Raw genomic sequence first — 14541 nt, forward strand, 5'->3', positions numbered from 1 at the left:
GTGAGCTGGGAAAACCTGTCCGATCTCGTCCTGTCCAACGAGCGGGTCGAGCTGCGCCGCGTCCGGGTCACCGACCGCGCCGAGTTCGAGCGCATCGTCTACGACGAGGAGATCTGGCGATACTTCGTGAGCCGGATCGAGACGCCCGGCGAGCTGGACCTGTTCCTGGAGAGCGCGATCAAGGACACGCTCACCGGCGTGCGCAACGTCTTCGCGATCATCGACCGGGAGAGCGGCCGGATCGTCGGCAGCAGCGCGTACGGCAACCTGGCGAAGGCCGACCGCAGGCTGGAGATCGGCTGGTCCTGGGTGGCCACGGCCGTGCGGGGCACCGGCGTCAACCGGGCGGCGAAGCTCGCCCTGCTGGACCACGCGTTCGACGTCCTCGGCTGCGAGCGGGTCGAGTTCAAGACGGACGTGCTCAACACCGTGGCCCGCAAGGGGCTGGCCGGGCTGGGCGCGCACGAGGAAGGCGTCCTGCGCAGCTTCAACTACATGCCCGGCGGACGCCGGCGCGACGTCATCTACTACAGCATCCTGCGCGACGAGTGGCCCGCCCTCCGCAAGGAACGCTTCGCGGCGTTCACCACCGACGCCGGAGCCTGACCATGGCCGTCATCCACGATCCGGCGCCTGACGCCGGCGGCGCCGTCCCGGCGACCGAGGACTTCTTCTTCGACGCCGGCGGGCACCGGCTCGCCGCCACCACCGTCCACACCGCCGGCGGCGCCGCGCCCGACGTGGTCCACCTGCACGGCCTCGGAACCACGGCGACCCGGCACGGCGTCCGCTACCTGCTCGACGACCTGGCGGCACACGGGCACGCGTCGCTGACCTTCGAGTTCTCGGGCAACGGCGACAGCACCGGAGTGATGGCGCAGGCCACGCTCCGCCGGCGCAAGGAGGAGTCGCTGGCCGCGGCCGGCCTGCTGGACGGCGTACGGCGCCCGGTGCTCATCGGCACGAGCATGGGCGGGCACCTCGCCGCGTGGGCCGTCCCGCAGCTGAGACCGCGCGCCCTCGTGCTCTTCTGCCCGGCCGCCTACCCGGCGGACGCCGCCGACGACGCCTTCGGCGACGGCACCCGTCCCGGTGCCCACGCCGACTCTCCCGCCTACGCCGGCATCGGGGAGTTCGACGGCGACCTGCTGATCATCGGCGCCCGCCAGGACCAGGTGGTGTCCGCTGCGACGGTCGACGGCTACCTCGCGCACGCCGCGAAGGCCCGCTCGCGCCGGGTGATCTGGCTCGACTGCGACCACTTCATCCACCGGTGGCTCCCGGGGCAGGACGCGGTGAAGGCCGAAGTACTGGAAGCGCTGCGCGGCGTGGTGACCGGCAGCACCCATGAGCCGGGCGGCCGGCTCGCCAACGAAGAGGGGGACACCGAATGAGCAACGAGCCGAACATGCTGCGACGGCACGACCTGGAGAGCCTCGCGGCCGTGGAACGGGCCTTCCACTCCGGTCCGCTCAGCGAGGCGGTCAAGAACGCGCCGGAGCTCGAGCGCCGCAAGGGGCTCACGCTGGAGGAGTTCGAGCGCGAGTACCGGCACGAGCAGCGTCCGGTGGTGCTGGAGGGCTTCGTCGAGGACTGGCCCTCGGTGCGGACGTGGTCGTTCGACCACCTCGCCGAGCGCTGCGGCGACGTCCGCGTGATCGTGGACAGCTACAACACCAAGGCGGCCCGCGAGGCGACCGTCGCGGAGTTCGTGGCGATGCTGAAGGAGGGCGAGCGCGACGACGCGGCCCCCATCTACCTCCAGGAGTGGTACTACCAGACCACCGCTCCCGAACTGGCCGGCGACATGCCGGAGATGGACATCGCGCAGTACGACTTCCGCCGCGACCTGTACGGGGAGACGGCGTCGACCAACCACCAGCTGTGGCTGGGCCAGCGCGGCGGTGTGACCCGTCTCCACCAGGACTCGTACTCGGTCGACGTGATGCACGCGCAGATCGTCGGCGAGAAGCTCTGGTACGTCATGGCCCCCGGGGCGGAGGTCCTCGCCGACACGGAGGAGGACTGGCAGGCGCTGTGCGAGTCGCCGCGCACCGAGCTGATGCGGTTCACGATGAAGCCCGGTGACGTGCTCTACCTGCCGGCGAACTGGTACCACCGCATCGAGCTGCTCAGCAACTCGATCGGGCTGGGCCGCAAGTGCCTCGACGAGGCGAACCTGCGGACGCACATCCGCCAGCGCATGGGCGAGCTGCTCGCCCTGGCCCTCAACCCGGACGAGGTCCGGCGGACGCACCCCGAGCTCGTCGACGTGGTGCTGATGCGCAGCCGCGCCTGGGCGAACCGCATGAACATCGACCTGGCCAGGCTGCGTCCGTAGCCGGACGAGGCGATCCGGCCGGCAGTCGTCAAGCCTTGAGGGGAACAACGGAAATGGCACGGAAGCACGTACTGCTGGTCGGAGGACCGGGCAGCGAACTGGACAAGCTGGAGAAGCTCGGCGTGCGCTACTCCATGATGCAGATCCCGGAACGCGTCAGCGAGAGGCAGTTCGCGAACGCCTCCCACTACGCCGTCCTGGACTACCGGAACCTCGACGAGGTCCTGGCGGTCGCGAGGGCCTGGCACTCGGTCGACCCCTTCGACGCGGTGGCCTCCTTCACCGAGTACGGCCTGTACCCGGCCTCGCGCTGCGCCCGCGAGCTGGGCATCCCGGGGGACAACCTGACGGCGGTGGAACTGACCCGGGACAAGACCAGGACCCGGGAGCTGCTGGACCGGCACGGACTGAGCCCCGTCCGGCACCGCCTGTGCGGCACGCCCGACGAGGCCCTGAGCTTCATGCGGGAGCTGGGCGAGGTGCCGGTCGTGCTCAAGCCCCGTGACGGCGGGCTCAGCGAGGGCGTGTTCCTGGCGGAGACGGAGGAGGAGCTCGCCGAGCGCTGGGAGTGGACCCGGCGGGCCACCGACGGCCCCGTCCTCGTGGAGGAGTTCCTGACCGGTCCCGAGTTCAGCGTCGAGTCCTTCTCCGTGGGCGGCCGGCACGAGATCGCCGCCGTCACCGAGAAGGTGATCACCCCGATGCCGCGCTTCGTGGAGACCGGGCACCAGGTGCCCGCCCGGCTCGACGACGCGACCCGCGCCGCCGTCGAGGAGTGCGTGACGGAGTTCCTGACGCTCATCGGGCAGAAGGACGGCCCGGTCCACACCGAGCTGCGGCTCACCGCCGACGGTCCCCGGCTCATCGAGGCGCAGACGAGGGTCGGCGGTGACCAGATCTGGGAGATGTGCGAGATGGTGAGCGGGGTCGACCTGATGGCCGAGACCTTCACCACGCTGCTCGGGCTGCCCCGTCCGCCGCGCACGCCGAGGGCGGCCGCGGCCGCGATCCGGTTCTTCTCCTACGAGGACGTGCGCGTCGTCGGCGTGGACGGCGTCACGGAGGCCGGGAACGCCCCCGGCGTGGTCAGGCTCCAGTGTGAGCTGGAGGCCGGCCGGGAGCTCGGCGCCCTCACCTCCTCCACGGCCCGCCAGGGCTACGTGCTGTGCACCGGGGAGGACACCGACCGGGCCGTGGCCAACGCCGAGCGGGCGCGCGACCTGGTACGGGTCAAGACCGAACCGGCGCAGTAATTTCTTTCCGAAAATTTCCGGAAAGCAGTGACAACTGCTTCCGGAAATGCATAAGATCAACTTTGACCGGCAAACAGGCAGGTCATTGCACATCGGGCGGACGAGAAAACACCACCAGTGTCATATCGTGCGCTCGCTTCGAAGGGGTACCACTCATGAAGAACATCGTGCTGATCGGTGGGCACGATGAGACGTTCACGCACTGTGCCGATCTGCCGCTGACCTTCAGTGTCGTGCAACTCGCGGATGCGATCGGGCCCAATCTGCGCACCCTGACCGATGACATTCGCCCGGTGGACGACCTGGGAGTGGAAACCGTCGTCGACGCGGTCGGTGCGATTCTGGCGGACAAGCGCGTGGACCATGTCTTTTCCTTCACCGAAGACGGTCTGCTCCCGGCCGCCGTCGCGGCAGGCCGTCACGGCCTGCCCGGAATATCCGAGTCCAGTTGTCGGCTGTGCGTGGACAAATCCCTGATGCGCGACCATTTGCGCGGCACCGAGTTCGCCGTCGCCAGTGCTCCGTGCGGGAATGCGGCGGACGTCCGGGAATTCCTGCGCGAGAATCCGGCCGGCCTCGTCCTGAAGCCCCCCGCGGGCTCGGGCAGCGAGGACGTGTTCGTGATCCGCGACGAGGGCGACCTCGCCGCGGCGGTCACGGCGCTGGGCGGCGGACCGTTCTCGATGCTGGCCGAGGAGTACCTCCCCGGCCGTGAGGTCAGCGTCGAAACGCTGACGATCGACGGGCGGCACCGGCTTCTCGCGGTCACGGACAAGACGCTCTACCGCGGCACACTCGCGGAGGCCAGGCACATGGTCACCCCGGACGTCGTGAATTCCGGGACCAGGGAGAGGCTGGCCGAATTCTGTTCCGGCCTGCTCACCCTCATCGGTCACGAACACGGCCCGTGCCATATCGAGCTGAAGCTCGACGGGGACCGTATTCGGCTGATCGAGATCAACAACCGGGTCGGCGGTGACTATGTCGGGCTCCTGGCGGAACTGACCACCGGTGTGAGTATGATCCGGGAGACCGTCCGCTTCTTCGCGGGCGAGCCGGAGCCCGCGAGCGCACAGGGCGATTACGAGTTCGCCTCGTCCCACCAGTTCTACGAGCCGGTCGACCCGGACGTCCTGCGGGCGAACCTGGGAGACGTCGACATCCACCGGCTGCACATCGGTGCCGCGGCCCCCGAGCGCCACGGCCCGGTCGTCAATGACGACAAGATCGGCTGGGTCGTATTCGCCGCCCGGGACCGGGCCGCGTTCGACAAGGCCGTCGCATACCTGGGGAACGAATTCCTCTAGAGGAACCACTGCCCGGACGCGGAATACCTCCCGTCCGGCCGGATCCTCCCCGGTCCGTCGACCGGAGAAAACACACGATGACGCGAGACCGCGTCCTCCTTCACGGGTGCTCCGCGCCGGCGCACCCCTCCCGGTGCTGCGCCGACGCGCCCCGACGCCCCCGTGAAGGCTTCTGCGACCAACGAAATGGGAGACAGCGGTGAAGATCATTTCCAGGAACGACATGGAGACCCTCAGCGAGGTGGAGGTCGACGGCGTCGTCCACAGCCTCGGCGTGGTCAAGATGTTCGCCAAGGAGCCCGACCTGGCGAAGTTCATCCCGGACGCCAACAACCTGGCGATGAGCTGGGTACGGCTGGAGGCCGGCGAGGAGCTCGCGGTCCACGAGCACCCGGAGGCGAGCCTGATCCTGGTCTGCGAGGGCACCGGACAGACCATGGGCGCCGTCGAACAGGACGTGGTTCCGGGCGACATCATCATGGTGCCGAGCCACGTCCCGCACGGCTTCCGCGGCACCGGCGACGGCTACTGGGCCCTGTCGATCCAGTTCAACGGCCAGGCCCTCTACGAGGACCCCGAGCACCCGAACGCCGCCTTCCTCGGCGCCGGCGAGCAGCCGGTGCTGGTGGACGAACTCCTCGCGGCCAACGAGGCGTACGTCGAGCAGTTCCGCAACAGCACCCTGCTGCGCCTGCTGGACGAGCCCGCCATCAAGGACGCCGACGTCCTCGACCGGCTGCTGGACTGCCAGCAGGCCTGGTCGGACGTGTTCCAGGACCTGCTGCACCTCCGCGTCGCCATGAGCGAGGACCCGGCGCACAAGGAGGTGGCGCTGGACCACCTGCGCGAGGAGCTGGGGCACAACAACAACCTGCGCGAGCAGCGCGACGGAACCCAGAAGCCGGTCTCGGACGCGGAGTTCGACGCGGCCATGCAGTGGTTCAAGTCCGAGATGCTGCGCCGCAACGACATGGTGCGCACGCTGCTGATGCACCTCGTGCTGGAGGCCAGCGGTGAGGTCTGGCACCGCGAGGCGGCCCGCGTCTTCGAGGACCTCCCGCACTTCCGGGACCACGGCGAGGACGACGGTGACCACGTCCTCCTCGGGCTCGACCTGCTGCGCGGAGCGGGCCCCGCGGACGCGGCGGAGCTGCGGGAGAGCCTCCGTGAGGGCTGGCGGATGATCACCCTGCTGTGCGACCGGATCGCCGTCTTCGCGACCACCGAGCCCGTCGAGGCCATCGCTCGATGATGCGGCCACTCGCCCGGCTGTTCTGGTTCCCGGTGCCCAGGCCGGGCGAGGACGCTCAGCTCAGGTACGCCGCCAGGTGGCAGCAGTGGTACGACGGGGCCTGCAGGGACGAGCGCTCCGGCACCGCCGGGCGCTCGCTCCACCGGGCCGTCTTCCGGGTCGTCCGCCGCGACCTGCTCCTCGGGCTGCTCGCGGCCACCGTCAACGGGGCGGCGGCGTACGGGGCGGCCTCCGCCCTCCGGACGCTGCTGCACCGGCTGACGGACGACTCGGCACAGCTGTCGTCACTGCTGGCCTCCGGCTCCGTCTGCGTCCTGCTGACCCTCGTCGCCTGGCTGGCCCTCAATCACACGACCTTCCTGGCCGAGGTCGTCGCGGTCGGCGCACGGGTCTACGTGGAGAACCGCATCCTGCTGCGCGGCAAGGTACGCGGAAAGAACCTGACGGTCCCGCTCGAACGCGAGGCCGCGCGGGTGGAGGCCGCCTGGGCCAGCCTGGTGATGGTCGCCCTGGTCCTGGTCACCGTCGCCTATTCGATGACGTTCTTCCTGGTGGCCCTCGGGGTCGCCGGAATCACCGCACTGGTGATCACCCTGCTCAGCGCGGTCATGGTCTACGGCATCGCCAAGCGTCTGAACACGACGTACGACGAGCTGTCCGCCGGATCGGCCCGCCGCGTCGAGGCCGGGACCTTCGCCGTCGACAACACGGTGACCGCCTGGCTGCACGGCTGGACCGACGACCTCGCACGGCGGTACGCCCACCGCCGCGCCGACGAGGAGCGCTCCCTCAAGGGCGCGGCCCGTCTGATGGCACCGATCGGCCTCCTGGCCACGATGACACCGCTCATCGCCCTGCTCGGGGCGGCACTGACGCAGCTGGCCGTTCGCGGGCACGTGGACGTCACCGGTGTACTCGCCTCGATCGCGGTCGTAGGCGGTCTCCGATCCGCGGCCAACGCCCTTCCGGACCTGGTGCAGGACATCGCGCGCGGAGTCTCCGGACACCGTGCCGTGGCCCGGCACCTGGCACAGGAGTCCGGCACGCCCGGCCTCCCGTCCCTGCCGCCGGTGGCCGCGGGCCGCCACATCGCCATCGTCGGCGCGGCCGGCAGCGGCAAGACGACGGTGCTCAGGGCCGTGGGCCGGACGGCCGGCCTCGACGGCGCGCTGTTCGTCCCCGACGAACCCTGGACGGTCCCCGGCGGCCCGCGGGAGAACCTGACGCTCCACCGGCGGGACCGCACCGACGAGGAGGTGCGCTCCGCGCTGACGGCCTGCCGGCTGCCGGCGGAGTTCCTCGCCGGCCACCGGACCGGCGAGCCGCCCCGGGACTGGGGCGTGTCGCGCGGTCAGGGCAAGCGGATCGAGCTGGCCCGGGCACTCCTCGCCCGCCCGGCCCCGGTGCTCGTCGACCAGCCCACCTCCGGGCTCGACGACGCGCTGGCCGACGGCCTCCTGGCCGCTCTGCTCAGCGGGCCGTGGAAGGACACCACCGTCGTCTACGTCACCGACCGCGCGGACGAGCGGGAGGCCGCGGACGAGGTCTGGGTGGTCGCCGACCGCACCGTGGTGAAGGTGGAGACCCGGACCGGCACCGGCCCGAAGGCGGCGCCCCCCGTCACGCCGCCACCGGTGGAGGAGGCGGTACCGGCCCCGGTGGCCGCCTCCCCGGCCCCCGCAGCGAGCCGCCGGCCCTCGACCGTGCGGAGCCTGCGCCGGTTCGGCATCGGGCGGATCTCCCTGATCGCCCTCGTCCTGCTGGCCGGCCGCGAAGCGCTCACCATCGTCGGCGACTACGTGGTGGCGGGCGGCCTGCTGGCCGCGGACATCCGTACGGCGGCGCTCTGGCTGGCGCTCGCCATCGGCGGGGGCGCGCTGCTGTCGATCAGCGGGACGCTGCTGCTGACGATGCGCACCATCGCCGCGGCCTCGGCCCACTGCGTGGGCTACCTGGCCGGTCTGATGAACCCGCGCCACGACGCCGCCTACCGCGAGCGCATCGCACAGGACCGGCACGGCAAGATCACCTGGGATCAGCGCCGGGTGGACGAAACCCTGCCCTCGCTGCTGCTGGAGACCCTCAGCGCCGCGGCCATGCTGACGGCGACCATCCTGTACGTGGTGGTGAGCAGCCCGGTGGTCCTGGCGGCGATGGCCGTCATCCTGGCCGTCTACCTCCACGGAGCCAAGCGGTCCGGTGAGGTCCTGGGGGCGTTCAACACCCGTGAAGTGAGCGCCACAGCGGCCCTGTTCGAGCAGGTCAACGCGCTCGACCGGGACGGCGGGCGGTTCGAGGCCACCACGGACGGCGCCCGGGCGATGTTCGACTGGCTGAGCCCCGGCGTGGCGGAGCGGGCCTTCGCCACGCTCGACAACGCCGCGGCGCGCAGGTGGTTCAGCTACAAGCTGGACCTGCTCGGCCTGACCTTCATGGCCGTGGTCGTCGCCGCGTCGGTGTGGGCGCACCGGCTGGGACCGGTGAGCGCCGGCATGATCCTCGGGGTCGGCCTGTGCTACAGCCTGATAGCGATCTTCGGCCGGCTGGGGCGCTGCGCGATCGAGCTGCGGCAGGTCCTGGACAGTGCCGACCGGCTGGCCCTGCCCCCCGCTCCGGCGGACGTCCCCGTCCAGGCCCCGCGGCCCGACGGGGCGACGCTGGTGTCGTTCCAGGCCGTGACGTACGCGAACCGGCGCGACGGCATCGCCCTGCTGGAGGACTTCAGCGAGTCCTTCGACTCCGGGGACGTCGTGGTGATCACGGGACCGAGCGGCATCGGCAAGTCGACCTTCGCGAATCTGGTGATCGGTCACCTGCGCCCGGCCGGCGGCACGGTGACGACCCTGGGCTCCGCGGGCAGCTACCTGGCGGGCCCGCACCGAGGCGAGATCCAGTTCCTGACGGCCGCCCCGGTCTTCCGGCCCGGGCCGCTGGCGGACCACTTCGGCGGGGCGGACCCGGCGGAACTGGAGCGGCTGGCCGGGCGGCTCGGCCTGTCGGACGTCGTCGGGCGGCTGCCCGGCGGGTTCTCCGCGACGGCGCCGGTCACCGGCCTGAGCGGACTGAGCAAGTCGGAGCAGCAGCGACTCGCGCTGCTCGGGGTGCTGTCGTCCCGGCCCGCGATCGCGATCTTGGACGAGGCCACGTCGGAACTCGGTACGGACGAGGAGGTCGCCCTGATGGCCACCCTGCTCGCCGAGGCCCCCGGGACGCTGTTCTTCGTCATCACCCACAACCGGAAGCTGGCCGCGCTGGCCACGCGACGGTTCCACTTCACCAGCGAGCGGCGCCTGGTCGCCGCAGAACGGAGCGACCGGTGACCACGGTCGAGGCCGGGGCCGCGCAGTCCGCCCCGTGGGAGGCACAGCGCGCGGCGTTCTGCGCCAGCCACGGCGTCGCGGCGCCGACCCTGCGGCTGCGGGAGATCGCCCACTGGGCGGCGGTCATGGACGGTGCCGGGCGGGCCGGCGACCCGGTGCACGACGAGACCGCGCACCTGGCACCGGGCTACTTCTACCTGCCGGTGTCCGAGGAACCGGACGAGGCCGGGCTCGCGCGGCTGCTGGCCTGGGCGGGGGACGCCGACTGGCTGCTCCTGCCATCGGTCCGCGGCGTCCCGTCGTCCGCCCTCGGCCTCGACCACGTGGCCGTGGGGTTCATGCCGGTCGCGTACTTCCGGGTGGAGGGAGACCTGGACCGGTCCCTGCGCTCGGCCGTCGGCAACGGGCAGTACAAGGACATCGCCCGGCGGACGAGGAAGGCCGAGCGCCTGTACGACACGGTCTTCCACCGCCTGTCCGACCTGGCCGACCGCCCCGGCCCGCTCGACGACTTCGCCCGGCTCCAGGCGAACAACGTGGCGAAGTACGGGCACTCCAGGAACCTCTACACCGCCGAGATCCTGCGCGGGCTCGCGGCGTCGCCGGCCGGCCGGCACTACCACCTGAAGCTGAACCGCCGGCGCGACGACGGCGCCGCGCTCTACGGGTCCCTCAGCTACGCGGACGACCGGAACGGGGTCTTCGCGCAGTTGGTGCAGGGCCAGGACGAAAGCCTGCGGGAACCCGGGCTCAACCTCTACATCACCGACTACTACCAGCTGTACAAGTTCGCCGACGAACTCGGATTCACCACGCACTGCCTCGGCCGGGGCGCGGTGCAGGCCAAGCGCCGGCTGGGCGCCAACCACGTGGCCGACCTGGTGAACGTGCTCGTCCCGGTCAACACACAACGACGCGCGGCGATGGAGCGATTCGCCGCGGCGGTCGCCACCTGAAGGAGGAGAAGACAGTCATGTCCCTTTTCGATCTGAAGCAGCTCCTGGACGCCGACCACCCGATATTCGGAGAGGCGTCGGCCGTCAGCTACCCGGCGTCGTCGTTCGCGCTGAGCGAGGTCCTGCGCAGCACGCTGATGGAGCGCTACGGCTTCCCGGCCGACTTCCGGCTGGACAAGATGCACAAGTACGTCGAGGCGTCCAAGATCACCGAGAACTCCGAGGACTCGGGTCACTGGACCCACCCGATCCAGGAGCTGGGCGCGCCGATGGTCGCGGAGTACCACCGCTTCGTCGGCTGGCTCAGCGACCACCTCGGGTTCGACTTCGTCTTCGAGAACAACCCGCTCGTCCGCTTCCACATACCGAACCGGTTCGACGACCGCTTCCGGCTGTCCGACGGCGAGATCTTCTCGCACCACTCGGACACCATGCTGGGTGACTACTTCCAGCAGGTGAACTGCTGGCTCCCGTTCTGCGACGTCAAGGAGACCGGAGCGCTGAGCGTGTGCTCCAAGGAGACCAGCCTGACGACGCTGGGCGAGTTCATCGACCACCACGACTTCGCCTACGCGGACTACAAGAGCAGCCGGCCCCTGTTCTTCGAGTACATGCGGGAACACCCCGAGAAGCTGGCCGCGATCCGGGCCGACACCATGCCGGTCAACATGCGGTACGGCCAGTGCCTGCTGTTCGACCCCCGCACCCTCCACGGCACCGCCGAGAACACCAGTGACAGCACCCGGGTCAGCATGGACTTCCGGATCATCCCGCTCGCCGCCTACGACGCCATCATGGCCGAGCTCGACGCCAACGGTACCGCCCCCAACAGCTACGACGGCGAGAGCCTGATCCGGGGCGAGTTCTACTGCGCCGACACCGCGCGTACGGCGGTGCGGGCGTGAGCGGGTTGATCGCCTGGCAGGACGGTTCCTTCACGCGGACCGACGAGGTCACCGTGTCCGCGCAGACCCATTCGCTGTCGTACGCCACCTCGGTCTACGAGGGGATCCGCAGCTACGGCGGTTCCGTGTTCAAGCTCCCGGAGCACCTGTGGCGGCTGCGCCGCTCCGCGGACCTGTTCGGGCACACGATCGGCCACTCCGACGAGGAACTCGCCGAAGTGTGCCACCGGTTGCTGGAGATGAACGGGCTCACGGACGCCTACCTGAAGATCCTCGTCCACTACGACGACGCCGACGTGAGCTTCATGGGGCGGGGATGTGCCAGCAGGACCGCCGTGTTCGCCCTGCCGTTCCCCTCGCAGGGCGCCGGCCGGCGGTACCGGCTGGCCACCGCCGAGTGGCGCCGGCCGCCGGCCGCCTGCCATCCGTACCAGGCCAAGACGTCGTCGACGTACGCCCTCAGCTATCTGAGCTACCGGAACAAGCCCGCCGACGCCGACGACGTGCTGTTCCTGTCGACCGAGGACCGGGTGTGCGAGTCGAGCGGCTCCAACGTCTTCTTCGTGGCCGGTGACGTCGTGGTGACCCCCACCACCGAGCTGGCCCTGGACGGCATCACCCGACGGACCGTCATCGACGAGCTGCTGCCCGGACGCACGGTGCAGGAACGCGACGTCCACTATGACGAACTCGCCGGTTTCGACAGCGCGTTCCTGTGCGGCACCGCCATCGAGATCGCCGAGGTCGAGGCGGTCGACGGCATCCGCTTCCCCGGATCACCGCTGGTGGCCGAGATCGTGCACGCGTACGGGAAGCTCGTCCGTTCCTCCTGATGTCCCACGAAAGTCCGCCCGCACCCCCGAGGGCTCCTGCGGTGGCGGCCGCCACGCAGAGGAATTCCTGATCCGGATCCCTGACCGGAACGGTGAAGGCGAGGAGAAAACATGATTGAAAGCGGGGTACTCGACATGGAGACGCTGCTTGCGGAATCGTTGTCGCCCGGCGTGTCCGGCGGGTCCGTGGTGAGCGCGGAAGCGACCCCGGACCGTCGGTCCGGGCGCGAACTCGAGCACGCCCTGGACCTGTGGGAGCACGCGTCGGCGGCGTTCCCCTTCGACGAGGCGGTCGCCCACTACCAGTCGATGGGCCGCCACCGCGTACGGCCGGACCTGGTCCGCCGGCTCAAGGCCGTCAAGGCCGCCCCCGGGACCGGTCCCGAGGTGGCCGCGTGGCTGTCCATGGCGGTCGACCAGACGGACGGCAACTACGCGACGTATTACGGCCAGGACTACCTGCACCACTTCGTGGGTGACGACACGGCCCGGACGGACGCGATGATCACCGCCGTGGTGGCGGACCTCGCGGAGCTGGAGACGTCGGCCGCCGTGGGCGCGGCCCGGAGGTCCCCCCAGGAGGCCCGTGCCCGTGCGGCCACCCGCCTGCTGACCCGGCTGGCCTATCTGGCCCCGCAGGCGACCCCGGACCGGGCGGGGATCGCCCTCGTCCTCGCCAAGGCGGGGGAGGACGGCGGCGCCCTCGCCGCCGCGACGGCCCGGGCCGCGGCCCTGGCCCGCGAAGCGGTGCCCGCGGAGATCGCGTCGGCGGTGCGCCGGGCACTCGTGCCGACGACCCGCCTGCATGACGAACTGATGTTCATCCGGATGATCCAGATCTTCGAGGGGATGTACCAGCAGATCGCCACCGCCGTGTCGGACGCGATCCGGTGCGTCGAGTCGGGCGACGGCCCTGCCGCGTCACACGTCATCGGCCGGGCAGCGGACCGCATCGAGTCGGTCTCCGCCCTCTTCCGGGTCCTGACGACCATGCCCGTGGACGCCTTCGCCGTGATCCGCGGCTACACCTCGGGCCGCAGTGCGATCCAGTCCGAGTCCTACCGCCGCGTCATCGGCCTGAGCGGCGGGACGGCCGGGGCCGACCGGCCCACCCTCGAAGCGGCCTTCCTGGCCCACCGGGACGAGCTCGCGGAGGCCGACGCCCTGGAGCACGCCATGATCCGCCTGGACCGCGGCTGGAGCCTGATGAAGCGCAGCCACTGGGGGATCACCCTGAAGATCATCGGTGAGGTCTCCGGAACGGGCGGCACCGATGGTGCCTCCTACCTCCGCACGGCCGTGGACATCCCGCTTTTCCCGACCCTGACGAGAGTGACGACAGCATGAGTGAGACCTACGAGCGGGTGCGCCGGCAGATCATGGGCCACATCGTGTCCCAGTCGATCGTCGCCGTGTGCGAGGCCGGCGTACCCGACGCCCTCGCGGACCGGGCCCGGTCCGCGGCGGACCTCGCCGCGGAGCTCGGCGTGGACGCCGACGCCCTCAGCCGGTTCCTGCGGGTGCTCGCCGCGGAGGGCCTGTTCCGGGTGGAAGGGGAGGCGTTCGCGCTCACCGATGCCGGCCGCCTCCTGCGCACGAGCGTGGACGGCTCCCTGCACCACCTCGTCAAGCTGATGTCCAATGAGGCGTACCAGGTGTGGGGCTCCGCCTCCCACTCGCTCCGCACCGGCACGCCCGCGTTCGACCGCGTCTTCGGCTCGCCGTACTTCGAGTGGCTGGCCGGCAATCCCGCCGCCGAAGAGGAGTTCGCCGGCGCGCAGGCGGGCCTGGTCGAGCTCCGTCTGCTGCCCCTGCTGGAACGTGACTGGTCGGCCGCGGCCACCGTGGTGGACGTCGGCGGCGGCAACGGTGCGCTGGTCTGCCGGCTCCTGGAGCACGCGCCCCACCTCAAGGGCGTCGTCCTCGACCTCCCCCACATCGCCGAGGAAGCCGCCCGGACGCCGCGCACGCCGGACGTCGCCTCCCGTCTCACGGTGACGGCGGGCAGCTTCTTCGACGGCGTTCCGCAGCAGGCCGACGTCTACGTCCTCTCCCAGATCCTCCACGACTGGCCGGACGACAAGGCGGCGGACATCCTCCGCAACTGCCGGCAGGCGATGTCCGACGACGGCACGCTCCTCATCGTCGAGCAGGTCCTGCCCTCCGAGGCGACCCGCCACCCGATGGCGCTCCTCGACCTGCACATGCTCGTCCTCCTCGGCGGGCGCGAGCGCACGGCCGAGGCCTGGCGGGACCTGCTGGAGGGCGCGGGCTTCACCCTGCACTCGATCACTCCCGGACCGAAGTCCTGCCTGATCGAGGCCCGTCCGGCCGCAGGTCTCCGGGCATGACCCCGCAGCGGCACTCCCGGTGC

12 protein-coding genes are annotated in these 14541 nt (G+C 70.7%); all 12 read left to right on the top strand.

The features are described 5' to 3' along the window. The 12 genes from AC069X_RS04535 (at nucleotide 1) to AC069X_RS04590 (ending at nucleotide 14518) form a co-directional block, all read left to right on the top strand. Complete coding sequence (locus AC069X_RS04535; RefSeq protein WP_478724992.1) at nucleotides 1-606, top strand: GNAT family N-acetyltransferase; 606 nt, start codon at nucleotides 1-3, stop codon at nucleotides 604-606. A 2-nt stretch (nucleotides 607-608) separates the two neighbouring features. Then, nucleotides 609-1394 (top strand): alpha/beta hydrolase, encoded by a 786-nt coding sequence (locus AC069X_RS04540; protein ID WP_478724994.1) that lies wholly within the window; start codon nucleotides 609-611, stop codon nucleotides 1392-1394. Beyond that, entirely contained in the window at nucleotides 1391-2341 is a 951-nt protein-coding gene (locus tag AC069X_RS04545; protein ID WP_478724996.1) for a cupin-like domain-containing protein, read from the top strand. The genes AC069X_RS04540 and AC069X_RS04545 overlap by 4 nt, the downstream gene beginning before the upstream one ends. A gap of 53 nt (nucleotides 2342-2394) precedes the next feature. Next, complete coding sequence (locus tag AC069X_RS04550) at nucleotides 2395-3594, top strand: ATP-grasp domain-containing protein (protein WP_478724998.1); 1200 nt, start codon at nucleotides 2395-2397, stop codon at nucleotides 3592-3594. A 155-nt stretch (nucleotides 3595-3749) separates the two neighbouring features. Beyond that, nucleotides 3750-4901, top strand: a complete 1152-nt coding sequence (locus AC069X_RS04555) for an ATP-grasp domain-containing protein (protein ID WP_478725000.1) — start codon at nucleotides 3750-3752, stop codon at nucleotides 4899-4901. A gap of 199 nt (nucleotides 4902-5100) precedes the next feature. Next, nucleotides 5101-6153, top strand: coding sequence for a cupin domain-containing protein (locus tag AC069X_RS04560; RefSeq protein WP_478725002.1), 1053 nt, complete (start codon nucleotides 5101-5103; stop codon nucleotides 6151-6153). Continuing rightward, nucleotides 6150-9473, top strand: coding sequence for an ATP-binding cassette domain-containing protein (locus AC069X_RS04565; protein ID WP_478725004.1), 3324 nt, complete (start codon nucleotides 6150-6152; stop codon nucleotides 9471-9473). The genes AC069X_RS04560 and AC069X_RS04565 overlap by 4 nt, the downstream gene beginning before the upstream one ends. Beyond that, complete coding sequence (locus AC069X_RS04570; RefSeq protein WP_478725006.1) at nucleotides 9470-10429, top strand: hypothetical protein; 960 nt, start codon at nucleotides 9470-9472, stop codon at nucleotides 10427-10429. The genes AC069X_RS04565 and AC069X_RS04570 overlap by 4 nt, the downstream gene beginning before the upstream one ends. 17 nt (nucleotides 10430-10446) lie before the next feature. Then, on the top strand, nucleotides 10447-11334 hold the full coding sequence (locus AC069X_RS04575) for a phytanoyl-CoA dioxygenase family protein (protein ID WP_478725007.1): 888 nt from the start codon (nucleotides 10447-10449) through the stop codon (nucleotides 11332-11334). Then, nucleotides 11331-12167 carry an aminotransferase class IV gene (locus AC069X_RS04580; RefSeq protein ID WP_478725009.1) on the top strand — a complete coding sequence of 279 codons (837 nt, stop codon included), beginning with the start codon at nucleotides 11331-11333 and terminating at the stop codon, nucleotides 12165-12167. The genes AC069X_RS04575 and AC069X_RS04580 overlap by 4 nt, the downstream gene beginning before the upstream one ends. Before the next feature lie 111 nt (nucleotides 12168-12278). After that, nucleotides 12279-13514: a tryptophan 2,3-dioxygenase gene (locus tag AC069X_RS04585; protein ID WP_478725011.1), complete on the top strand. Its 1236-nt coding sequence runs from the start codon at nucleotides 12279-12281 to the stop codon at nucleotides 13512-13514. Further along, a complete protein-coding gene (locus AC069X_RS04590) occupies nucleotides 13511-14518 on the top strand; it encodes a methyltransferase (protein ID WP_478725013.1) in 1008 nt (335 codons plus the stop codon). The genes AC069X_RS04585 and AC069X_RS04590 overlap by 4 nt, the downstream gene beginning before the upstream one ends. Nucleotides 14519-14541: the final 23 nt, after the last annotated feature.

Source organism: Streptomyces sp. NPDC043896, from assembly GCF_056435605.1.

Excerpts from the sequence above, each read along its gene's own strand:
- AC069X_RS04540 (WP_478724994.1), top strand. The coding sequence starts at position 609 with ATGGCCGTCATCCACGATCCGGCGCCTGACGCCGGCGGCGCCGTCCCG.
- AC069X_RS04545 (WP_478724996.1), top strand. The coding sequence starts at position 1,391 with ATGAGCAACGAGCCGAACATGCTGCGACGGCACGACCTGGAGAGCCTC.
- AC069X_RS04550 (WP_478724998.1), top strand. The coding sequence starts at position 2,395 with ATGGCACGGAAGCACGTACTGCTGGTCGGAGGACCGGGCAGCGAACTG.
- AC069X_RS04555 (WP_478725000.1), top strand. The coding sequence starts at position 3,750 with ATGAAGAACATCGTGCTGATCGGTGGGCACGATGAGACGTTCACGCAC.
- AC069X_RS04565 (WP_478725004.1), top strand. The coding sequence starts at position 6,150 with ATGATGCGGCCACTCGCCCGGCTGTTCTGGTTCCCGGTGCCCAGGCCG.
- AC069X_RS04575 (WP_478725007.1), top strand. The coding sequence starts at position 10,447 with ATGTCCCTTTTCGATCTGAAGCAGCTCCTGGACGCCGACCACCCGATA.
- AC069X_RS04585 (WP_478725011.1), top strand. The coding sequence starts at position 12,279 with ATGATTGAAAGCGGGGTACTCGACATGGAGACGCTGCTTGCGGAATCG.
- AC069X_RS04590 (WP_478725013.1), top strand. The coding sequence starts at position 13,511 with ATGAGTGAGACCTACGAGCGGGTGCGCCGGCAGATCATGGGCCACATC.